Raw genomic sequence first — 22586 nt, 5'->3', positions numbered from 1 at the left:
AGTTGGAGTTGTGGGAGTCGGTGTGGGAGTTGGAGTTGTGGGAGTCGGTGTGGGAGTTGGAGTTGTGGGAGTCGGTGCTATCAGTCCAGCCACAGTAGCGGTAGCAGGGGGACTGATAGCACCGCTGTTGTCTGTGGCGCTGTAGGTGAAATTGCTTCCTGTAAAGGTGCCCGTCGTTTGGAAAAATAGTTGCTGCAACTGTGCTGGAGTCAGGACTTGGCCTGGTGTCACTGGTACGCCACCGTTGGCTGGATCTCCTAAAAACAGGACTGCTTGGTCTGCTGGGGGCAGGGTGTTGATGGTATAAGAGACGATCGACCCATCGGGATCGGGGTCGCTGCCTCCCAATCCCGTGACTAACTGGCTGCTGTTGGGCCCCAGGCTGGAGGTGGCAGGGTTGGCAACTGGCGGTTGGTTGGGAGTCGGAGTTGGTGCGGGTGTCAGAGTGGTTGTGACTTTAGCGCCCGGAGCACTACCGTCATTGTTGGTTGAAGTCGGGTCATAGGTACTGGAGGTACTTCTGGCAGTGTTGCTGACGCTGGCCTCTGGGGGTGCGATGAAACTAACTGTGTTGGTAATCGCAGCAGGAGCACCGCTGGCTAAGCTGGGAACAGATGAGAAGGTGACAATGCCTGTATTGCGATCGTAAGTACCGCTGGATAGACTAACTATTGTTAAACCGGGAACAATGCTATCAGTAATTATGACGTTTTCGGCTGTGCTGGGGCCGTTGTTGACTGTGGAAATTGTGTAACTGACTGTCCTACCCACAGTTTCGGTAGTAGTCCCGGTTTTGGTGGTAACAACGTCGGCACTAGGTGTCAGAGGTGTGGTGACTGTAGCCAGCGGATCAGTGCCGTTATTGTTTTCAGGAAAAGGATCAGGGGTAGTTGAGATACTTCTGGCGGTGTTGCTGACGCTGCCGGATGCAGATGCAGGTGCGATGAAGCGGACTGTGTTAATGGCAGGAGCACCGGAAGGCAAGCTGGGAATCGCTGGGAAGGTGACAATCCCAGTATCTGCATTGTAAACACCCTCGTTGGATAGACTAACTATATTTAAACCGGCAACAATGCTGTCGGTAACGGTGACGTTTGCGGCTGTGCTTGGCCCGTTGTTGACTGTGGAAATTGTGTAAGTAACTGTTTCACCCGGTGCTGCTGCCGTAGTCCCGGTTTTGGTGGTAACAACATCGGCAAGAGCAGCAACAATTGTAGTGGAGACTTGAGAGATGGGTTGGGAACTATTGTTGTTAGCTAGATTTGGGTCGAAAGTGCTGGATGTGCTATAGGCAGTGTTAGTTAAGGGAGCGGTGACTGTTGGGGAAACTGTGGCGGTGATGGTGCGGGTTTCGCTAGCACCGTTAGCCAGAGTCTGAATCGCCGGCCAGATGACCGTCCTCGTTGTGGGATTGTATGTGGCGAGGTCGGAGGCGCCGACGAAACTTAAGCCCTCTGGGAGGGGATCTTGAATCAGGACGCTTTCGGCGCTGTCTGGCCCGTTATTTGTGGAGGTAATCGTATAGGTAATGGTGCTATTGGGTATGGCATAGATCGGGCCTTTTTTAACAATAGAAACGTCGGCTACGAGTGTAGGTTGATTTATACTTTCGACGATGACATTGTTAACTTCGTGAATGTTTGTATTTCCCCCTGTCGAAGCAGCAAAGCCAAATTTAAAAGTACGTGGCACTTCTCCGTTTATGGTTGCCAAATTTGGTATGTCGATCAGTGTTTCGCCCGCATCAAATGTGCCGTTCCTGTTCACGTCGAAGGCTACTGTCAGACGGTTAGGAGATGTTGGTGAATTATTTGTCGGGAATAATGTAATTTGGACGGTTCTTTTAGCCTCAGCGCGAATGCTTGTATCTTTATTGTCTATGCCAATGGAAACGCCAGTCAAACTGTTAGTTAAAAGACTAGAACCTAAAAATTTATAATTTTCGGTTGGGATTGTGCTTGCTCTGCCTCTAAGTCCTACTGCATCAGGTCGTCTATCACTTGGATTGTTCGAGATGCCACCCTGTTTTCCAGCAATAACGCTAGAATAATTGCCAAATTCGTCTAATCCGACACCTAAATAACCTCCTACAATACCGGGTGAATTTGAATTAGTATTTTGAGCATAGCCAAGAGAGCCACCATAGCCTCCGGCTTCTGTTGGCGTAGCTGTTCCGTCAATGAGGAAAAAACTAATGCCATCGGCACCAAGGAGAGAACCATCACCGGGAGAAGGGGTAGTGCCTCTGTTATAGGCAAAGAAATCAAAGGTAACTCTCAGGCCCTCAGTGGCGGAGATGGGGTTGTTGTAGATGACAAAAGCTGCTTGTCCAAAGGCGTTTGAGGTTAATCTCAAAGTACCGCTTCCGGGTGTATCGCCAGTCCCTAAAGCGGGAATAACGCCGCTGGGGTTGGCTGTACTACCTGCGGTTAAGCCTGGGTTAGCTGTAGTGGGGTTGCCAATTCCATATATCCAAGGCCCGATTACTGTTGAATTTTTAAATTCTTCAGCCGCTAAGGTAGCCAGGACTGATGCATAGCCTTCTAGGACTTCTTTTTCAAAGGCTATTTCGGTATTTATTTGTCCTGTGGCAATTTCTAATTTCCAGTCGCCGCCTAGTGCTGCACTACCAGTTAAATTATTGGAAGCCGCAACATTTGCTCCTGTTATTTGGCTGAGTTTTTGTATGAATTTTAGACCTAATTTTCCGGCACCTGTGTTGCAACTTAACAGCAGAATACTACCTGTTTCGTTGAGAGCTTTACCCCACTGCTGCAATTGGCTGGCATAGGTTTCTATATTGTAAATATTGAGTTCTGTTGAGCCGATTTCTACTGATGCTGATGCGCCGTGAGCAACTATTTGAATGCTGTTGAGGCTGTGCCGCGAGGCTGCAATTTCGGCAATTTGTTCGATTCCATCCCGGGTTCTATCGAGCAGGATTACTTCTGTACCGCGTTTCACTCCCCTGAGAAACTCTTGGTAGTTTTCTACTTTTGAATCCACAATCGCTAGATTTTTTCGGCTAGCAGTCTCTGCTTTATAGCTGGCTTGTCTCAAGATTTTAGTTTCCATATTGGTAGATTTCCGTGTTGGCGCGCCTGACAAATTTGACAGATTTGGTTGGGATGGTTTTAATTTTTGGTTAATTTGGTTGCTAAATTTAAGCTACCCCTTTTCATAGATGACGATAAACTTTCAACTATAAAGTTTTAAAAATTATTTTTTAAAGATACATAATAGTTACCTCTATTTGTTATTTATGATCTTAGTCAATCATTAGACAGGATTGGCTGCGATCGCCCTAGGATGTCCTGATGCGGCCCATGGCTGGAAATTCTAACATGAATAAGGGGTGACAGCCTTTGTATTAGCCAAGATGCTCTATTTTTGGGAAAAATGATATCAGGTCTAAGGTTAGTTATATGGTAAATTACTTACGGATTTATCAGCACAAGGGGTCTGACCCCTCATAGCGCTTTGCTTCGTCTGGTGATATCGAGGCTGGATCAGACAGCTTGAACCGTAAATATACTGAAAATATTAATTTCCTAAAAATTGGCAGATTTTGACTTTGAGGTGCGATCGCTGTTGCAAGTTGAGAGGACCAAACTTCTAGAGATTTATACTTATATTTATACGAATTTGGCGTGCAGTAAACTCACAGCAATGTAATAATAGCCACTCAACGCTACAAAAGTTAATAAAAACAAAGTGGAAAATTATATATGTTAATAGCAGGATTGCGGTCACAAAAAAGAACGATCGCCCTTGAATACAAAAAGAACGATCGCCCTTTACACCGTCTTTCTATCTAAATCATCAAACTGCGTCGATCGCACACCCTAACGCGGCTTGCTAAGCGTCAATATCGAGTTCGCGCACTAAAAAAGCCCATTCATCAGCCAATTCTTCAATCACTTTAGCAGTAGGCTTGCCGCCTCCGTGTCCCGCTTTAGTTTCTATCCGAATTAACACGGGTTTTTCTCCCGCGTGGGTTTCTTGCAAAGCAGAAGCAAACTTGAAACTGTGGGCCGGAACCACGCGATCGTCGTGATCGGCAGTTGTAATCATTGTCGCCGGATAAGCCGTTCCCGGTTTGAGGTTGTGCAGGGGAGAATAGCCGTAAATTGTCGGGAATTCCTCGGCATTTTCGGGAGAACCGTATTCCGAAGTCCAGGCCCAACCAATGGTAAACTTGTGGAAGCGCAGCATATCCATAACCCCGACTGCGGGCAATGCCGCACCGAACAATTCCGGTCGCTGAGTCATGCAAGCCCCTACTAATAAACCGCCGTTGCTTCCACCTGCGATCGCCAATTTGGCAGGTTTTGTGTATTTGTTTTCGATCAACCATTCAGCAGCAGCTATAAAGTCGTCAAACACGTTTTGCTTGTTCAACTTTGTCCCTGCTTGGTGCCATGATTCGCCGTACTCGCCGCCGCCCCGCAAACAGGCGATCGCATAAACTCCCCCCAGATCCAACCACACCACATTGCTAATGGAAAAACTCGGAGTTAGCGACACGCCAAAACCGCCGTATCCGTAAAGATAAGTGGGATTATTGCCATCAAGCTGCAAGCCTTTTTTGTGGGTGATGAACATCGGTACTTGCGTGCCGTCTTTGCTGGGATAAAATACTTGCTTTGTCTCGTAATCGTCGGGGTTAAAATCTACATTCGGCTGGCGGTAAATTGTGCTTTCGCCCGTCACCATGTTGTAGCGGTAAATAGTGTTTGGTGTAGTGAAACTCGTGTAAGCATAAAAAGTTTCGGTATCGTGCCGCTTGCCATCAAATCCTCCCGCCGAACCGATTCCCGGCAAAGCTATTTCCCGCGCGAAACAGCCGTCTAAGTTGAAGATTTTAATTTTGGTGTAAGCGTCTTTCAGATAAGAAGCCACAAATTGATTGTTGAGGATGCCAATACCTTGGAGGGTTTCGGGTGCTTCGGGGATAATTTCTGTAAATTTCCCTTGACTGTCATCGCCAGCGAGGGATAAAGGAGGGGGATTGTTGGTGTCGATCGCAATTACCCGGCCGCAGGGTGCATTTAAGTCTGTTTGAAACCAGAACAGAGGGCCGTCATTGTCGATGAAGCTGTACTCTGCCTCGAATTCGTTAATCAGTTCTACAACAGGCGATTCAGGGGCAGTTAAGTCTTTATAGAAAATCAGGTTTTTTGTTTCAGTTCCCTGCCAAACTGATATAATTAGATATTTGCCGTCTTCAGTGACGCCGCCGCTAAATCCCCATTCTTTTTGGTCGGGGCGATCGTAGATTAATACGTCTTCAGATTGGGCTGTTCCTAACTTGTGATAAAACAGTTTTTGGTAATAGTTAACATCTTCGAGTTTGGTTTTTTCGTTGGGTTCGTCGTAGCGGCTGTAAAAAAAGCCTTTACCGTCGTGAGTCCAAGAGGCACCTGAGAATTTCACCCACTTTAAATGATCCGATAAATCTGCACCTGTTTCGATATCGCGGACTTTCCATTCTTGCCAATCCGAGCCGGAGGTTGACAAACCGTAAGCCATATGTTTGCCGTCTTCGCTGATAGCTACGCTACCCAAAGCAACGGTTCCATCTTCGGAGAGTGTGTTGGGGTCAATTAATACTTTGGGTTCGCTGTCGAGGGATGTTAAAGTATAGAGTACGGATTGATTTTGCAGGCCGTCATTCTTGTAGTAGAAATAGCGCTCGCCTTCTTTGAAAGGTATGCCGTATTTCTCGTAATCCCAAAGTTGAGTCAGGCGCTGTTTGATTTTTTCCCGCGCCGGAATTTCGTTGAGGTAGCCGAAGGTGACTGCATTTTGGGCTTCCACCCAAGCTTGGGTTTCCTCTGAGTCAGGATTTTCCAGCCACCTGTAAGGGTCGGGTACTTGGACGCCGTGGTAATCATCTGTTTGGTCGATTTTGCGGGTTGTGGGGTAGGTGAAAGGTCGATCGAATTTTGTCATGATTTTTTACTACTCTCGGTAACTTTGTCCAGTTTACCCTTTCGCGGCAGTGACGACAGGGAACAACGAAACTCAAGACCAAATAGCAAATACCAAATACCCGACAGGTTTCAACCTGTCGCTACACAGACAAAACCCGCCGACGCGGGTTTCATATCTTACAAATTTGTCATTACGAGCCTCAGCGAAGCAATCGCAGAAGCTTAGGATATAGCTGTCGTCGCATCAATTGTAAACTCTTCATCCTCTCTTCTCTTCCTTTGTTTCCTTGGCGTATTCGCCGTTCGTTTCTCTTATTTTTAAATCAGCCATCACCCGTTTTCAACTAATCCAACTCCCTCCTTCCTTCCAAAGCGCGAGCCAATGTAACCTCATCGGCATATTCCAAATCTCCCCCCATCGGCAAACCAAAGGCTATGCGCGTCACTAGGGTAAAAGGTTTTAATAAGTGACCGATATAAAGAGTAGTAGTTTCGCCTTCCACGCTGGGACTAATAGCAATAATTACTTCCTTAACCTTTTGCTGGCTGACCCGCCGAACTAACGGTTGAATGTTCAATTGTTCCGGGCCAATTCCATCCATCGGCGAGATAACGCCACCAACAACGTGATATTTACCCATATATTCCCGCGTTTTTTCTAAAGCGATTACGTCGCGGGATTCTGACACTACACAAATGGTATGAGTGTCGCGGTTGGTATTGCGGCAAATTTCGCAAACAGGGTCAGCAGATAAGTGAAAGCATACTTGACAGAAACCTACTTGCTGTTTGGCATCAATCAAAGATTTAGCTAGGGCTTGCACTTCTTCTTCCGGTCGCTTCAAAATATGTAAAGCTAAACGCTGGGCTGTTTTTGGGCCGACTCCGGGCAAGCGCTGCAATTGTTCGATTAAACGAGCTAAAGGTCGAGTGTACATTAAAAATTGGCGGTAATTGGTAATATCATTTCTGGCTGATTCGCGATCGTAGAATTGGCGCGATGTAGGGGCGGGTTTTACCAAGCATCTATGTTTTAAAATAAGTATATCATAAACTCGTCCCGCCCATACACTGATGGCTATTGACTAATTTACCCTCCACTAATTTTAGCTTTGTAGCCTAGCTTTGTGATAATTTCTAGCAGCTTTTGCTTGTGTTCGCCTTGAATTTCGATTTCATTATCTTTGACTGTGCCGCCAGTACCGCATTGGGCTTTTAGCTGCTTGGCTAAAGTTGCTAATGTTTCGGGTTTTTCCTGAAAGCCGCTGATGACTGTAACTGTTTTGCCACCGCGTCCTTTTCGGGATGCTTCGATTTTGAGGTTTTGTTGATTGGGGGGAACTTCGGCAACTCCCCGTTGGAGGGCTGCCGAGTTGTCAACGCTGCCAAATTCGGAGTAAACTATTCGTTTGCCCTCGGTTGTTTTGCTGTCAGAATCTTTGCGTTTTGATGCTGCCATAGGTTAAAATGCTTGAACTTTTTTTACTGGTATTTCTAGTTTTAGGGGATTGGGGTATGGTTGCGATCGCTCGGAATGCGCTCTATCTTCTACTTATTGTATTAGCCCGTCAAGCGTTCAAGGAATTATAATTAAATTTGTTCGATCGCCTCAAGTCCACAACCAATTTGGTACGATCGACACCAAGCCTATAGCTTACCCGCGAATCTAAAAAATCTAAAATCTAAAATCTAAAATCAAATGACTGTCACTCCCCTGCCTCTCACCACCGAAACCAGCCCCCAACGCCCCGACTCCCTCGGCAGATTCGGCAAATTCGGCGGCAAATACGTCCCCGAAACCCTGATGCCGGCGTTATTTGAACTAGAAGCTGCTTTCCACAAATACAGCAGCGAACCGGAATTTCAACAGCAACTTCAACAATTGCTCAAAGATTATGTCGGCCGCCCCAGCCCTTTGTATTTTGCGGAACGCCTCACCGAGCACTACGCTAAAGCAGACGGAACTGGCCCGCAAATTTACCTCAAACGCGAAGATTTAAACCACACCGGAGCTCACAAAATCAACAATGCTTTAGCTCAAGCATTGCTGGCAAAACGCATGGGCAAAAAGCGGGTAATTGCTGAAACTGGTGCAGGTCAACACGGCGTTGCCACTGCCACAGTTTGCGCTCGTTTCGGTATAGAATGCGTTGTCTACATGGGCGTTCATGACATGGAAAGACAGGCTTTAAATGTGTTTAGAATGCGCTTGATGGGAGCCGAAGTGCGGCCGGTGGCTGCGGGTACGGGAACTCTGAAAGATGCGACTTCTGAAGCAATTCGCGACTGGGTGACAAATGTCGAAACAACTCATTACATTCTTGGTTCCGTAGCGGGTCCCCATCCTTACCCGATGATGGTGCGCGATTTCCATGCGATAATCGGTCAAGAAACCCGCGCTCAATGTCAAGAAAAGTGGGGTGGTTTGCCAGATATTTTATTAGCTTGCGTCGGCGGCGGTTCTAATGCAATGGGTCTTTTCCACGAGTTTGTCGGGGAAGAAACTGTCAGATTGATCGGTATTGAAGCGGCGGGCGAAGGTGTGGAAACTGATAAACACGCTGCTACTTTGACTAAGGGAAGTGTGGGAGTTCTGCACGGGGCTATGAGTTATTTGCTGCAAGATAATGAAGGTCAAGTGATTGAGCCACATTCGATTAGTGCGGGTTTGGATTATCCGGGTGTGGGGCCGGAACATAGTTATTTGAAGGATGCGGGCAGAGCTGAATATTATAGCGTAACTGATGCAGAAGCACTGGGAGCATTTCAGCGGCTTTCGCAGTTGGAGGGGATTATTCCGGCTTTGGAAACTGCTCACGCGATCGCCTATTTAGAGACTCTGTGCCCGCAGCTAACAGGCAATCCGCGCATTGTGCTTAACTGTTCCGGACGCGGCGACAAAGACGTGAACACTGTAGCGAAGGTTCTGAATATCTAGGTTAGCGGAATGTGGGGCGATCGCTCTGTAGGAATTGGTAACAATTAACTTTATTTCTCGTTTGATTTCATGTCCAAAGGTTTGATTTTGATGTGCTTGGGATTGTTGACAATCCTGCCTAAGTGTGACACCTCCATTCCTACGCGATCGCTGCCACAAACTCCCATGAATACTAATGTTGCTTCGAGTGCTATTACTGACTTAGAAAAAGCGGTCAACCAACAGATCAATCAATACCGAGCATCTAAAAAGTTGCCGCCGCTGAGTATAGATCCGCGAATCAGTCAGATAGCAAGAATTCACAGCGAAGATATGGCTAAGGGTAAAGTAAGTTTCAGTCACGATGGATTTGAGGGGCGGGCGAAAGCTATTACGATTCCTTATAAAAGTGTAGCTGAAAATCTTGCTTACAATTTTGGCTACAGCGACCCGGTACGCAATGCTGTTGAGGGTTGGATTAAAAGTGACGGCCACCGCAAAAATATGGAAGGTCAGTTTAATGTGACAGGTATTGGAATTGCCAAAAATGCCAAAGGTGAGTATTATTTTACTCAGCTTTTTGTTCTCAGTCGGTAAGCCGAAGGAAGAAGGAAGTTCGGCAACGGATTCGCTCGACGGATGTAACGGATGTCAGTCCGAGGGAAGTCGGAAGAAGGAAGAAGGAAGAGGGAAGAGAGAAGAGGGCAGTCAACAGTCAACAGTTAACAGTCAACAGTCAACAGTCAAAAATTACTAATAATGGAATTTGCAGATTTTCAAGTGTGCGATCGTGATATTCCCGATTCTCTCTTATCTTACTATTTGACAGCAGAGGCGATCGCCGTTGATACGGAAACAATGGGTTTGATGCCGTGGCGCGATCGCTTGTGTTTGGTTCAGTTGTGCGATCCGCAAGGTAAAGTTGCGGCGGTGCGGATTGCTAAAGGCCAGACTGCGGCCCCGAATTTAAAAAAGCTAATGGAAGCTGAAAATATTGAGAAGGTATTTCATTTTGCGCGCTTTGATATGGCAACAATGCGTTACAATTTAAGTATTGACATTGCACCTGTTTTTTGCACAAAAATTGCAAGCAAACTGGCGAGAACTTACACCAACAAACACGGACTTAAAGATTTAATCCAAGAATTGGAAAAAGTAGAACTCAACAAAACTTCTCAAAGTTCTGACTGGGGAAATTCTGAGCATCTTTCAGACGAGCAACTCAGCTACGCTGCTAACGATGTCCGCTATTTGCTGAGCGCTCAACAAAAGTTGACTGCTATGTTGCAGCGAGAAGAACGCTGGGAAATTGCACAGCAATGTTTTCAGTGTTTGCCGATTTTTGTGAGTTTGGATTTATTGCAGTACAAGGATGTTTTCGAACACGGCTAATACCATTTTAGATTTTAGATTGGCAATGACTGATGACTACCAGGGTTTAGAACACGAGCATACAATTGCATTCTTTTTTGGAACTGGTATAATATTCTGTCACCTAGCAGAACTGCCATCAAATTGGTTTGTAGTGAAGACTTGAGTTATCATAAAACTCGCTGGGAATTTAGTCCTCACTACAAACATAATTATTATTATTATTATTTGACCGGACTTGATGTAAGTTAAAAAAATTTCAAAACATTGATCTATGGCTGATTAGGACTGATCGGGATTGTGTTCGTGCAGTAAAGCTTCAATTTGGTCGTCAACATTTCTAATCACCTGTTCCAAAGCGGGCAACCCCTCTAAAGGCACAGGAGAAAGCCGAGTTCGATCGCGAATTTGATTCACTTTCCGCTGCAATTCTTCGGCCAGCCGCAGTGCGTCCCGACTCAAAGTAGACAACTGCTGCTGCTGGTAAAACCTCAAAGCTGCCCCCCGCAAAACTTGCAGGGTGGCTTCTTCCTTGCCGCCCACCGTCATTACCCGCAAGCGCAACAGCAAATGAGTGTTTTGATATATGCGCTCAACTTCGACTTGTTTGGGCTGTTCCACCGGGCAAACAGGCATATCTGTCAGCCGCTTCAACTCGTCGATGACCTCTTGGAAAAGGACGATATCGATACCTTCGAGCATCGATTTCAAAACGCCATCTTGACTCCAAAGAATGCGACCTTGGGACTGATGCCGCTCAAAAAACAGGCGGCCGATACCCTCTCGCAGCACTCTACCGAGCAATTCTTGTAGAAGTTGGGGCGCGGGCAAAGTTGCCAAAACTTCCACTTGGCTTGACAAGTGCAAAGCCTCGACATTCAAAACCGATAGCTGTGTCGGTGTTGGGGGAACCTCAGCGCCAGCAGGTTTAAACCGCTCAGGAGCGGGCATCGAGGCTTCTGGCACAGACAGGATCGTTGCTGCATTGGGGCCTGAAGTTGCTGGTGCGGGATTTTTGGGTGTTGGGGCTGGTGCGGTTTCTGTCTGGCTCGGTTCTCGGAGCTGGTTCCCGTGCAGCAAGTAAGCTGAGAGCATCGAGCGCTGAGTTTCCGAGGCAATTGGCTCTGTTGTGACTGAGCAATTCATGTAAGCTAAAATCCGCTGCACGTAGTCCAAGGCGGAGTCATCTTGGGCATCGACTACGCCCAATTTAAACAGATTACCTTCCAGAGATAAAGGCAAAACTTGATAGTAAAGGCAAGCTTCAAAGGGGACAACTGTATCGATTAGGTGAAATATTCGATCGGAGTCCATTGTAGCTGCCGAGTCTGTTGAAGATGTATGTACCATTAGCTGCTTTGTAGTTGGAAGCGCGATCGAGCGCGACGCACCAACCTGATGCGATAAAATTAAACGCTGCAACTTCCCTGACGGAGGAATTAGCCTAACAACCGGAAGCTTTTTTTAAAGAAAAATCCTTAGTCCCAGAATTTTCTCCCTTCTGTATTGCAGCCTTAAATTCTACCAAAAGATTGAGATCTAGATGATGACTAGCGCAGTCTAGACCCACTATCATCGATCGCCCGAGATTGATGCCCGTGGCTGGCAACAATAGAATTATGTCTTTAATGCACAAGTATTAGAGATGCACCACAACCGATGATTTACGGGCAACCGCTGAATTTAGGATTGGTTAAAAAATCCTCAAAGTCGATCGTGCTGCTAGTATCTTACCTCAGAGAGTGGGCGGCGATCGTCTCAAAGCGGGCTCGTCACGGCAGCGCTACGATATGCCGATCGATCTAACCTGAATTGATACAAGGGGAATGGCGCGGTTTTCCACGGGAAAACTCGCAGCACTCTGTGGCTTTTGGGGAATTGATTTGTAGCGCGGATTCCGAAAAATGCTACCGCCAATTCACAATTAGCAATTGCCCGCCACCCATTACCAATCTACTCGTTGCGGAGCGATTGAGCTGCTAAATACAGTTTGCTCCACTCGCCGATGACTTGATTGGTTTTCAACTTTAATTCAGATGCGATCGTCTCTACACTTTTCCCTGCTTTCAACGATTCTAGCAACTGCCGCTGCACCGGCGTGAGGTTTTGTAAATATTGCTGCCACTGAGCGGGAGTCAAGCCCAAACTGTGTTCTTGGAGCGAAGTTTCCAGCCAGTTGGCGACTAATTCCGGTGCTTGTTTGACCGCAAAAACCCGAATCGCGTGGTAACTAACTTTTTCTCGCAAGCGGTAAATTTGCTTGATCGGAACCTTCAACTCCTCGGCAATTGCCTCTTGGGAACGGCCTTGCAGGTAAAGCCGCAGCCACCGGGAAGCCAGCGGATCGACTTCAGCGGCTAAATAATTCTCAAATTCTTGTTGGACAATCTGCCGCTGAGTTTGCTGCTCTTCCCAAGCTTGATTTTCTCGATACTCGGACATAGCCTGTTCGTCTAACAGGCTGAGCGGTTCGTCTGTATCGTCGGGTAGAACCTGTTCCGACACCAGCCGCACCCAGTCTCCTGCAGGCACCTGCGTCAACCCGCCCCGCTGGGCACGCCGCAGGTAGTTGACAAAACGGTACACCAGCAGCGGCTGGTTGCGGATCGGCCGCAAGCAGTATTCTTCTGTGCTCGCTAGCAGCAAAGCATTTCGCAGGCGTCTGTCTGAGGTGCATTCGGCAATCCAGGCGACTTGCTGCTGCAGGTAGCGATCGGAATTGAGCATTTCCTGAATCACTTCTTGCAGTACCTCCACCGCACTCCGCTGTCTGTCCCGACTCAGCGAAACCCACGCTTGGATTTTTTGGCGGAGCACAACCAAGCCGCCGAGCCGCCCGATCAAGTTGCGGTAAGCTTTTTCTGGCGGTACTCCCAGATACCGAGAAATCAAAATTCGATATAAAAAGTCGATCGCCCCAGAGGCAACAGACAATTGAGTTGGGCTAAGAGTGTCAAATCTTTCGGGCTTGTCTCCCAACAGCCAGCGGACAACACTCTCGCGAGTGCTAGAACTCTCCTGCGGGCAATCTTGTTCGAGTCGAGACTTCCAATCTTGTCCTAGTCTTTCCGCCAAGGTCATGGGCTGTCGAGAATATTGTCTTTCACCCCCGATTTTACGTGGTATCCTGGATTTTTGAGTATTTTTCAGATACTACGATCCTCTTCTGCAAGCTTCGCCAACGCGCGATCGGATAAATTACCTTAAATTACCCTAAACAAAATTCCATTACGGTGCGATATGCCTAACTTTTTATTAGAACTCGGTACAGAAGAATTGCCCGCATCTTTTGTCGCAGGCAGCGCCCAGCAGTGGCAGCAACTTGTACCTGCAACGCTGGCAGAAGAATCCTTGACAAATGACTCTATTAATGTATACGCTACTCCGAGGCGTTTGGCAGTTCTCGTGAAAGGGCTGCCAGTTCAGCAATTAGATAGAGAAGAAGAGGTAAAAGGGCCGCCCGCGAGTTCGGCTTTTAAAGATGGCAAACCGACGAAAGCAGCCGAAGGTTTTGCGAAAAAGCAGGGCGTAGAAATTGATGCTTTGGAAGTTCGCGCTACCGATAAAGGCGATTTTGTGTTTGTGCTCAAAAAGATTCCGGGGCGGATGACCGCGGATATTTTGACAGAACTTGTGCCGCAGTGGATTAACAAGTTAGAAGGCAAAAGATTTATGCGGTGGGCCGACGGAGATTTGAAGTTTCCGCGCCCGATTCGATCAATGGTGGCACTGTTAGATGATACTGTACTGCCAATTACATTGGTGAGCGGTTCGGATACGGTCACGAGCGATCGGATTTCCCAAGGACACCGGGTGTTACATCCGCAGCCTGTCTCGATTCCGCAAGCCGAGAATTATGTCGAATGTCTGCGGGCTGCTTGCGTGGAGGTCGATCGATCCCAGCGCAAAAATCAAATTAAAGCACAAGTAGAAGCCGCAGCAACAAAACAAAGCGGTTACGCCGACATTACGGAAGACTTGTTAGAAGAAGTCACAGACTTAGTAGAATGGCCGAACGCAGTTGTCGGGAAATTTGACGAAGAATTTTTGATATTGCCGCCGGAAGTAATCACCACAATTATTGTCACAAACCAGCGCTATTTTCCGATTCTCAAAAGCCCGGATTTTCCCGAACTGCTGCCCTATTTTATTACAATTTCCAACGGCGACCCGGCTAAAGCGGCGATTATTGCCGCCGGTAACGAGCGAGTAGTGCGGGCGAGATTGGCAGACGGTCAGTTTTTCTATAAAGCAGACTTGGTAAAGCCTCTAGAGGATTATTTGCCAAAGTTGGCAACAGTTACTTTCCAGGAAGATTTGGGGACTGTACGCGCAAAAGTCGATCGGCTGTGCAAGATTGCCAGCCTCATCACCAACCAACTGCAAATCACAGGCGAAGAACAAGCTTATATAGCAAGAGCAGCCTTACTTTGCAAAGCCGACCTCGTAACCCAAATGGTTTACGAACTTCCCGAAATGCAAGGAATCATGGGGCAGAAATACGCCTTAGCAAGTGGCGAATCCGAAGAAGTAGCCACAGCGATTTTTGAACATTATTTGCCCAAAGGTGCGGGCGACAATTTGCCCCAAACTCTGACTGGTCAAGTTGTCGGAATAGCCGACAAATTAGATACTTTAGTCAGCATCTTCGGCTTGGGAATGTTGCCGACTGGTTCATCCGATCCCTTCGCTTTGCGCCGCGCAGCTAATGCAATAATTAACATTATTTGGGCGGCTCAGTTGCCTATCAATTTGCACCAGTTGCTCGCAGAAGTTGTTGCCGAATTTACTGCCGCACGCCCAGAAACACCTGCGGAGTTGCTATCACAGTTATACGAGTTTTTCTTACAAAGAATTCGGACTTTGTTGCAAGAAGAAAAGAATGTAGATTACGATTTGGTAAATGCCGTTTTGGGAGAAAACGACCCAGAATATACTGAACGAGCATTGAGAGATATGTTGGACGCACGGGAAAGAGCGCTTTTCTTACAACAAATCCGCAATAACCAGACTTTGGATCTAATTTACGAAACAGTCAACCGTTCAACTCGTTTGGCGGCTCAAGGTGATTTGGATAAAATAGAATTGGAACCGAAAACTGCTGTTAAACCGGAGTTATTTCAAAAGTCGTCTGAACAAGCTTTTTACGATGCAGTCGTGCAGTTAGTGCCGCAAACGCTGTTATCCAAACAAACTCGGAATTACCAGCAGTTAGTAGATAGTTTGACGGAAATTGCTCCGACTGTCAGCAACTTTTTCGACGGGCCAGCAAGCGTTTTGGTGATGGATTCTGACCCGGAAATTAAGCAAAATCGGTTGAATTTACTGGGTTTGCTGCGGAATCACGCGCGGGTGTTGGCTGACTTTGGGGCGATCGTCAAAAGTTAAAATTGACAACACCCAAATATTCTGGGCCTGCAGATTCCACCTTTGCCCGCAGTCCGCCGTTCGTTTCAACCCCCGTCTGAAAGCGAAAGTCCTCGTTATGAGGACTCTAAGCCATACATACCAGACTTTTCAGTCAGTTTTAATTGACTTTAGCTGTTAGACAGGGGTTGAAAACCCCTGGTGGGGCTGGGGCAAACAGAGGGTGTGCAGGCAAACCAACTTGAGAAAGGTACTTGTTAAAATCTCGATCGAAATAACATTAAAGCTTACTAATAAAAGTAGTAAACTTATTAGAATTATTGCGGAACCGCGCGAGTCTCAGCAGAGTTCGATCGCTCTCTTAAAAAATAAGCTAAATGGCCAATAGTCAACAACCAATTCAAGGTTAAGATATAAACTTATAAAACCAGGGAAGTTCGCTCCATCACACACACAGCTTATGCCGATAGCTCATATCATTGGACTAGGAAAATCAGGAATTGCCGCCGCAAGACTGCTAAAACGCGAAGGATGGGAAGTAACGCTGAGCGATCGCTCATCTTCCCCAAATTTGCTTGAACAGCAACAGGAATTCGCTAGCGAAGGAATTCATGTGGAGTTAGGTAAATCTTTTGAACCTGTCGATTCTATAGAATTAATAGTAGTAAGTCCGGGCGTTCCCTGGGACAGTCCAGCATTAGTGCGCGCCAGAGAGTTAGGGATTGAAACAATCGGAGAAATGGCTCTCGCGTGGCGTTACCTCAAATCTCCTTGGGTGGGAATTACCGGCACTAACGGCAAAACTACTACTACTGCTTTAATTGCTGCTATTTTTGCCGAGGCCGGGCTTTACGCGCCCGCTTGCGGCAATATTGGCTATGCTGCGTGCGAATTAGCTTTAGCTGAAAAACAGCCGGATTGGGTAATCGCAGAAATTAGCAGCTATCAGATAGAATCATCGCCATTTGTAGCGCCGCGAATCGGAGTTTTGACGACTTTGACGCCGGATCACCTCAGCCGCCACAAAACGTTAGAAAATTACTACAACATTAAAGCCCATTTGCTGAAAAAGTCGGAATTGCAAGTAATTAACGGTGACGATCCTTGTTTGCGGCAGCAAGGAGTTGAGGTTTGGCCGGATGCGTGTTGGACGAGTGTCAAAGGTGAAAAAGAACTGTTGGGCGATCGCACTTTTGGAGCGTACATCGAAAACGGTTGGGTAATAGCTCAAAGCGAGAAAATTTTACCTGCTGATTCTTTGCGGATGGTGGGAGAACACAATTTGCAGAATTTGTTAATGGCGGTGGCTGCAGCTAATTTGGCGGGGATAGATAAAAGTGCGATCGCCCGGGCGATCGCTAAATTCCCCGGAGTTTCGCACCGCCTCGAACACATCTGCACTTGGGAAGGCATAGATTTCATCAACGACAGCAAAGCTACTAATTATGACGCCGCCCAAGTCGGGTTGGCTTCTGTGAGCGCACCGGCGATTTTAATTGCGGGCGGCGACGCCAAAGAAGGGGACGATCGCGCTTGGATTGATACAATCAAGGCGAAAGCTGCTGGGGTGTTGCTAATTGGGGATGCGGCAGGTATTTTTGCCGATCGGCTCGAACAAGCAAATTACAACGCTTGGGAAATAGTCGAAACAATGGAACGAGCAATCCCGCGAGCCGCAGAATTAGGCAAACAGAACAACGCAAAAGTAGTGCTGCTTTCCCCAGCCTGTGCTAGCTTCGATCAATACCAAAACTTCGAGCAACGAGGCGATCATTTCCGTCAATTATGCCTCGAATCCCTAGTTTAGATATGTCATTGTTCGCTGTGTACAAATTAAGAATTTTCTACACAGCGAACAGTAATAAACTTAAATCTGTGTCTATCGGCTTACATCTGCGGTTAAAAATTAAAACCTCTGATTTTGACCAATCTACTTTAAGTAACAGTCTTCCAAACAGTCTTAACTCTCTCCTGTTGTTCCGATTCTAGCTCGTGAAAAACTATCATTATTTCCTCATGAGTATAATCAATAATGATTGCAGCCAATTGAGCCACTGTTTCCGCTTCCAGCATGGCTGTTTTTAAATTTGCCATTGCCTCTTTATCCATTAACACTAAACTTTGAATATTGACCTCACTTTAATTTTAATTCTGTCTGCAAATGTCTTTTAATTTGGTCTGAAAATCAACAAGCTGAGCCGAAGTTATTGTATCAGAATGCGACGACGATATTTTAAATTCTTGCCTACAAAGCTGAGAACGCAATTTTTCATCAATTTCCAGAATCTTGCCTTCAGAATCGACATTTTTTTGCAACAAAGTTGCGACTTCCCTTTCCAGTTGGCGATTGCCTTGCTGAAAGAAACCTTGAGAGTTAGAACGAAACAAACCGCTATTAACTTGCTGAATTTGGCTAGGTGTCAGCGCTTGAGCCGAGACAGCAGCCGGAAATCCCAAAGATGCTGCTAGCCACCAGCTATAAATTATGTGTTTGAGAATGCTGTTCATCACTGTCGGGAGGATTTTTTACCTCAATTGGTTTCTCGTCTTCTGACTCGCTTGCTAATTCATCTTCTCGTTCAAGTTTTTCTTGCCAATCTACAAGCTGCTGAAAAAGTTTCTGGTTAATTTCAAAGACGGGTTTGTTGGTTTCTGACATATTTACTCCTAACATTTATTACATTTAACTGGTTCCCAGGCAGAGCCTGGAAACGAGTAGAAAAACAATTATGTCGATCGCAAGCTAGGCTCAAACCTTCAGCAGCGACATAATTATGCCAGTTAAAGACCCACCAAGCAAAGCTAAAGTAGCTAAGGTACTAATGCCAAATCCTGCCGCTCTTTTTTCGGCAGCTTGATAGTAACCCCAAGCAAACAAAATGCGTCCAATTATCCAAACTGCGCCGATACCGGCGCCCAAAATTGGGCTGATAAATTGCGAGAACAGCCACAACGAGGGCAAAAATAGAATCATTTGCTCTAAGGTATTTTGCTGAACTCGCACCACTCGCTCAAAGTCTGGGTTTCCTGTCATCTGCGGGGGAGAAACTTTGTGTTTGAATCTAGCTCTGCCGACGTTGATGGTAACAACGAAGTAGAGAATTAATGCTGAAACAGTAATTAGACTAGGCCAAAGTGTCGCGTTTGCTTCTGCAAGCATGATTCGGTATTCTTAGGGTGGAGTAGATATCTTGATTATAAATCAATTATTGCCGATCGCGTTATTCATCGCCATGCCGTCATTCAAGGCGGGGGATTTGATGCAACTGCGGGGTATTAGTGGCGCGACAATTGCTTTAGAGTTCCGGGAGATCCTCGAAAACTTGCGGGCTGGGATTTTGATTCTTTTGACTGCACCTGCACAGGGATACAAGCCCCCGACTCTTGTCGTGAGCCGCCCAAATTTTAGACTCTTATTCAACCTCCCAGATTCATCTGTGGAGTAAATCTAAAATTTGTAGAGTTAATTAAAAATCTAAAATCTAAAACTGTAAAAATTGAGGAGGCTGACGCACTATACGATATTTTGAATATGAGCTAGATCATAGAAAGATTTGGGATAATTTGCCAAACTGAGAGTAAGGTTAAATAGGAGGTCAATTTAATGACCAATACTGCTCTCAATTTTAAGACTGCACCCGGACATGAAGTTCTGGCGGCGGCGGGTAAGAAAATGTTGAGGCCGGGGGGGAAATTTGCTACGGAACAGTTATTTGAATGGGCGGATTTTCAGCCTGGGGAGACTGTTTTGGAGTTGGCTGCTAGTTTTGGATATAGTTCGATCGCCCTTGCTGAACGTTTTGGTGTAAAAGTAGTGGGAGTTGAGAAAAATCCCCAGAGTCTGGCCCGCGCTCGTGCTAATGTTGCAGCAGCCGGTTTGAGCGATCGAGTGGAAATTGTGGAAGGAGATATTTTTCACTTAGATCGGATTTCCCAACAGTTTGATTGGGTTTTGGCTGAAGCTATCCTGACAATGCAGTCGCCGTCAGGGAAAGCTAAAATTGTATCGGGAATTTGCGATCGTTTAAAACCAGGCGGCAAGTTTCTCTCTCACGAACTTTTAGTTAAAAACCGAGAAGCTGAAATTCACAAAGCTTTATCAGAAGTGATTCGCGTCAATTCAACGCCTTTGTCTGAGTCTGGCTGGATTGCTGTTTGCCAAAACGCGGGTTTGCAAGTAGAGAAGTCTCAAACTGGGGCGATGGGCCTCCTAAATTTGTCGCGAATGCTGCAAGATGAAGGGTTTGTGGGTACTGTGCGGATTTTGTGGAATATATTAAGTCGATCGCAAATTCGCGATCGTATCTTAGCAATGCGTCGAGTTTTCCAGCATTACCAACAGGATCTAGGCTACATCGTTATCTCTGCCAAAAAACAATCTTAACCGATGCAATTGATTTTCGATTTTCACTTTTCGATGGAAGAAAGTGAAGCCACTGATAAATTCAAGGCTTGTGACCAAATTAATTAATTGTCAAAAACTATGACTACTACTCTTTTACCGCTACAATCTTCAGCAATCCAACTCCGAGACGCAATTGAATATCCCGCCACCGGAGTGCTGAACAAAATTTTAGTCAAAGACAAGAATTGTCAGTACAGTTTATTTTGTCTGGCAGCAGGAACAGAAATTTCGGAACACTCTTCGGCACGGAATGCCACAGTTAATGTCATAGAAGGAAAGGGTATTTTGACTTTGGAAGAGAAGGATATTGTTTTGGAACCGGGGGTATTTGTCTTTATGCCCGGTCAAGCTCTTCACGCTTTGAAAGCCGAAGAAAATTTGGCGTTTATTTTGACACTTTCCGAAGCGAATTAATTTCCGCAATATTGCTTGGGGGGCGGGTTTCATACTTGCCTAAAGTCAATCATCTCATCAACCCGCCCCGATTAATCGATTCTGGGGGCGGTTTTATATAGTTAGTGGCAGTCAAATATTGTTTCTGAAAGCAGCCCTACAAGCATTGGGATCTTAACCTTTAGTCTATTTCATCTCCAGAGGCGACATCCTCCAATTTGTTCCAATCCAATACAATAATTTTACCGCCTCGACTGTAGGATACAAACGGCTTGAGTTTCTTAAACAACCGCACGCATTCTTCGTAGGTAATTCCTATACTGCGAGCAATTTGATAGTAGGGAAAACGTTTTTCTAAACATACACTATTATCCGCAATCTTGGTACCTTGCTCGACGGCAAAGTAATGAAGAAATCGGGCCAGCCGCACGATGGCCCTTTCCGACACCAAACCGTGCACTGTCTCGTGCAGTTGCTGCAACCGCTGATTAAAAACCGCCAATATTCGCAACGCAATCTCAGGATTTTCCCGAATTGCTGCTAGCAAAACTTCCCGTTCTGTGGTAAGAACTTCCACATCAGTTTCTGCAGTCACCGTTGCGGGGGCAATGCCGTTGCCTAGCAAAGCAGGTGCGGCAAAAATATCTCCCTGAAATAAAGTGCGGAGAATTGTTTCTTTGCCCGCCGCCGCTGTTTTTGCAACCCGCAGAGAACCGCTCAAAAGAGTGTATAATTTTTCGGGGATGCGATCGCCCTCATACATCACAACTTCTCCCTGTCGGTAAGTGCGAATTACTGTGTGTTCTTGCAATCGCTCTAATTCAGTTTGGTTTAAGCTGGTAAATATTCCAATTTTAGCCAGTTGCTCAACAGTTGCTTTCATACCTTTAACTCTACCCGCTCGGAGTCTATTGACAGTATAATAACGGTGAATTCAGAATATATCGAGACAAGCAGAGCCATCTACAAAAATGCAGAATCGGAATATCAGCGATATTATTTTGATGAGAGAGCTGGCGGATTTGTGCTAATTCACCAACAACACAATCTTAATAATTCGGAAATCTTTATTGCTGAAGTTTTGGCTAAAATAGGGATGAGAGTTAGAATGTTGAGCGAGCAAGCACCGTCAGGGACTAAAACTCCCGACGCTGACGTTGACGGTCAAATGTGCGAATTTAAGGAATTAACCAAAGAGTCTAACAATCTCAAAAATAGAGTACAAGAAGGCTTTGGCAAAGCCAAAAATCAAAGTGCAAATGCAGTCATTTTTCACGTAAATATAGAAAATTACGACATTCTAGAAATAGACCAAGGCATCCGACAAGCTATATATTGGGATGTCCAGCAGCTAATACAGACAGTTATTTTGGTTTTTAACAACCAATCTGTTCAAAAAATTACTAGAGAGGAATGGGAAAATGGGGAACGTTTTTCAAGAATTTGAAGAAATGGTCAATAGCGGGATAAAAAATAATATGCCGCGCGATGCAAAATTGATTATTGTTGGAGAGATTGTTTACGCAGTAACTCAGGACTTACTAACAAATAAAGAAGGTTGGCTCCTAGAAAATATGCTGGGAGGTAGAGAAGAATGGGAAGAGGGGCTAGAATATGCTATTTTTGGCGATTCTAAACTGGGACACAGCGCGCCGTCAACCTCCGATAATTTACCCTTAAATATTTTAGACAAACCTCTGGTGATTGCCGGCAAAACTTTTCATTCTCGCTTGATGACGGGGACGGGAAAATATCGCAGCATTTCAGAAATGCAGCAAAGTGTCAACGCCAGCAGGTGCGAAATTGTGACTGTAGCTGTGAGGCGAGTGCAAACAAATGCTCCCGGCCATGAAGGATTGGCAGAGGCTCTCGATTGGACTAAAATCTGGATGCTGCCAAATACTGCCGGTTGTCAAACTGCGGATGAGGCGATTAGAGTAGCTCGTTTAGGCCGGGAAATGGCGAAACTTTTAGGGCAAGAAGATAATAATTTTGTCAAATTAGAAGTGATTCCCGATGCTAAATATTTGCTGCCAGATCCGATCGGCACTTTGGAAGCAGCAGAACAATTAGTCAAAGAAGGTTTTGCTGTTTTGCCCTACATCAATGCCGATCCTCTCCTGGCAAAACGCCTCGAAGAAGTCGGTTGTGCGACAGTCATGCCTTTAGGTTCGCCCATCGGTTCAGGGCAAGGGAT

Annotated in this window: 22 protein-coding genes; 11 read left to right on the top strand and 11 right to left on the bottom strand. The window is 46.0% G+C overall.

Going from position 1 to position 22586, the window contains the following annotated elements; translation table 11 throughout:
- The 4 genes from QUA45_RS07990 to QUA45_RS07975 form a co-directional block, all read right to left on the bottom strand.
- On the bottom strand, window positions 1-3075 hold a 3075-nt coding region (locus QUA45_RS07990), incomplete at its 3' end, for a DUF4347 domain-containing protein (RefSeq protein WP_333220186.1).
- 783 nt (window positions 3076-3858) lie between these two features.
- Complete coding sequence (locus tag QUA45_RS07985) at window positions 3859-5955, bottom strand: prolyl oligopeptidase family serine peptidase (protein ID WP_333099901.1); 2097 nt, start codon at window positions 5953-5955, stop codon at window positions 3859-3861.
- A gap of 325 nt (window positions 5956-6280) precedes the next feature.
- A complete protein-coding gene (gene recR / locus QUA45_RS07980) occupies window positions 6281-6874 on the bottom strand; it encodes a recombination mediator RecR (RefSeq protein WP_333036394.1) in 594 nt (197 codons plus the stop codon).
- A gap of 152 nt (window positions 6875-7026) precedes the next feature.
- Window positions 7027-7395, bottom strand: a complete 369-nt coding sequence (locus tag QUA45_RS07975; RefSeq protein WP_333069865.1) for a translation initiation factor — start codon at window positions 7393-7395, stop codon at window positions 7027-7029.
- 240 nt (window positions 7396-7635) lie between these two features.
- Between QUA45_RS07975 and trpB the strand changes: the two genes are divergently transcribed.
- The 3 genes from trpB to QUA45_RS07960 all read left to right on the top strand — a co-directional run bounded on the left by trpB (window position 7636) and on the right by QUA45_RS07960 (window position 10245).
- A complete protein-coding gene (gene trpB, locus QUA45_RS07970; RefSeq protein WP_333099902.1) occupies window positions 7636-8874 on the top strand; it encodes a tryptophan synthase subunit beta in 1239 nt (412 codons plus the stop codon).
- 69 nt (window positions 8875-8943) lie between these two features.
- Window positions 8944-9450, top strand: a complete 507-nt coding sequence (locus tag QUA45_RS07965) for a CAP domain-containing protein (protein ID WP_333099903.1) — start codon at window positions 8944-8946, stop codon at window positions 9448-9450.
- Window positions 9451-9612: 162 nt separating this feature from the next.
- The gene (locus QUA45_RS07960) at window positions 9613-10245 is read left to right on the top strand and encodes a ribonuclease H-like domain-containing protein (RefSeq protein WP_333220184.1); all 633 of its coding nucleotides are present in this window, start codon (window positions 9613-9615) and stop codon (window positions 10243-10245) included.
- Window positions 10246-10506: 261 nt separating this feature from the next.
- Here QUA45_RS07960 and QUA45_RS07955 read toward each other — a convergent pair whose 3' ends face one another.
- A complete protein-coding gene (locus tag QUA45_RS07955) occupies window positions 10507-11574 on the bottom strand; it encodes a hypothetical protein (RefSeq protein WP_333099905.1) in 1068 nt (355 codons plus the stop codon).
- 309 nt (window positions 11575-11883) lie between these two features.
- Here QUA45_RS07955 and QUA45_RS07950 point away from each other — a divergent pair, with 309 nt between their 5' ends.
- Window positions 11884-12030: a hypothetical protein gene (locus tag QUA45_RS07950; protein WP_333099906.1), complete on the top strand. Its 147-nt coding sequence runs from the start codon at window positions 11884-11886 to the stop codon at window positions 12028-12030.
- Window positions 12031-12177: 147 nt separating this feature from the next.
- On the opposite strand, the gene QUA45_RS07945 is transcribed toward QUA45_RS07950, so the two are convergent.
- Window positions 12178-13305 (bottom strand): HetZ-related protein 2, encoded by a 1128-nt coding sequence (locus QUA45_RS07945; RefSeq protein ID WP_333099907.1) that lies wholly within the window; start codon window positions 13303-13305, stop codon window positions 12178-12180.
- Window positions 13306-13464: 159 nt separating this feature from the next.
- On the opposite strand from QUA45_RS07945, the gene glyS reads away from it, so the two are divergent.
- Window positions 13465-15612, top strand: coding sequence for a glycine--tRNA ligase subunit beta (glyS, locus tag QUA45_RS07940; RefSeq protein WP_333099908.1), 2148 nt, complete (start codon window positions 13465-13467; stop codon window positions 15610-15612).
- 439 nt (window positions 15613-16051) lie between these two features.
- The gene (gene murD / locus QUA45_RS07935; protein ID WP_333099909.1) at window positions 16052-17398 is read left to right on the top strand and encodes a UDP-N-acetylmuramoyl-L-alanine--D-glutamate ligase; all 1347 of its coding nucleotides are present in this window, start codon (window positions 16052-16054) and stop codon (window positions 17396-17398) included.
- Between the two features lie 128 nt (window positions 17399-17526).
- On the opposite strand, the gene QUA45_RS07930 is transcribed toward murD, so the two are convergent.
- The 4 genes from QUA45_RS07930 to QUA45_RS07915 all read right to left on the bottom strand — a co-directional run bounded on the left by QUA45_RS07930 (window position 17527) and on the right by QUA45_RS07915 (window position 18751).
- Window positions 17527-17685 carry a hypothetical protein gene (locus QUA45_RS07930; RefSeq protein ID WP_333099910.1) on the bottom strand — a complete coding sequence of 53 codons (159 nt, stop codon included), beginning with the start codon at window positions 17683-17685 and terminating at the stop codon, window positions 17527-17529.
- Window positions 17686-17736: 51 nt separating this feature from the next.
- Window positions 17737-18099, bottom strand: coding sequence for a hypothetical protein (locus QUA45_RS07925; protein ID WP_333099928.1), 363 nt, complete (start codon window positions 18097-18099; stop codon window positions 17737-17739).
- Window positions 18068-18250, bottom strand: a complete 183-nt coding sequence (locus QUA45_RS07920) for a hypothetical protein (RefSeq protein ID WP_333099911.1) — start codon at window positions 18248-18250, stop codon at window positions 18068-18070. The genes QUA45_RS07925 and QUA45_RS07920 overlap by 32 nt, the downstream gene beginning before the upstream one ends.
- 90 nt (window positions 18251-18340) lie before the next feature.
- Window positions 18341-18751, bottom strand: coding sequence for an MAPEG family protein (locus QUA45_RS07915; protein ID WP_333099912.1), 411 nt, complete (start codon window positions 18749-18751; stop codon window positions 18341-18343).
- A 31-nt stretch (window positions 18752-18782) separates the two neighbouring features.
- On the opposite strand from QUA45_RS07915, the gene QUA45_RS07910 reads away from it, so the two are divergent.
- From QUA45_RS07910 to QUA45_RS07900, 3 genes are all read left to right on the top strand, one after another.
- The gene (locus QUA45_RS07910; protein ID WP_333099914.1) at window positions 18783-19037 is read left to right on the top strand and encodes a hypothetical protein; all 255 of its coding nucleotides are present in this window, start codon (window positions 18783-18785) and stop codon (window positions 19035-19037) included.
- Window positions 19038-19195: 158 nt separating this feature from the next.
- Window positions 19196-19975 (top strand): methyltransferase domain-containing protein, encoded by a 780-nt coding sequence (locus tag QUA45_RS07905; RefSeq protein WP_333099915.1) that lies wholly within the window; start codon window positions 19196-19198, stop codon window positions 19973-19975.
- 99 nt (window positions 19976-20074) lie between these two features.
- Window positions 20075-20410: a cupin domain-containing protein gene (locus QUA45_RS07900; RefSeq protein WP_333220182.1), complete on the top strand. Its 336-nt coding sequence runs from the start codon at window positions 20075-20077 to the stop codon at window positions 20408-20410.
- A 160-nt stretch (window positions 20411-20570) separates the two neighbouring features.
- On the opposite strand, the gene QUA45_RS07895 is transcribed toward QUA45_RS07900, so the two are convergent.
- Window positions 20571-21272 carry a Crp/Fnr family transcriptional regulator gene (locus tag QUA45_RS07895; protein ID WP_333220180.1) on the bottom strand — a complete coding sequence of 234 codons (702 nt, stop codon included), beginning with the start codon at window positions 21270-21272 and terminating at the stop codon, window positions 20571-20573.
- 45 nt (window positions 21273-21317) lie between these two features.
- Between QUA45_RS07895 and QUA45_RS07890 the strand changes: the two genes are divergently transcribed.
- Together QUA45_RS07890 and QUA45_RS07885 are read left to right on the top strand one after the other, a co-directional pair.
- Complete coding sequence (locus tag QUA45_RS07890) at window positions 21318-21836, top strand: CdiA C-terminal domain-containing protein (RefSeq protein WP_333220178.1); 519 nt, start codon at window positions 21318-21320, stop codon at window positions 21834-21836.
- The coding region (locus tag QUA45_RS07885; protein ID WP_333220176.1) for a thiazole synthase at window positions 21811-22586 on the top strand (776 nt) is incomplete at its 3' end. The genes QUA45_RS07890 and QUA45_RS07885, both read left to right, overlap by 26 nt.

This window comes from Microcoleus sp. Pol12A5 (assembly GCF_036701435.1).
In the GTDB taxonomy this organism is placed as follows: Bacteria; Cyanobacteriota; Cyanobacteriia; order Cyanobacteriales; family Microcoleaceae; genus Microcoleus.
The sequence above is the reverse complement of the archived record's forward strand: the minus strand, read 5'-3'. Positions and strand labels throughout refer to the sequence as shown.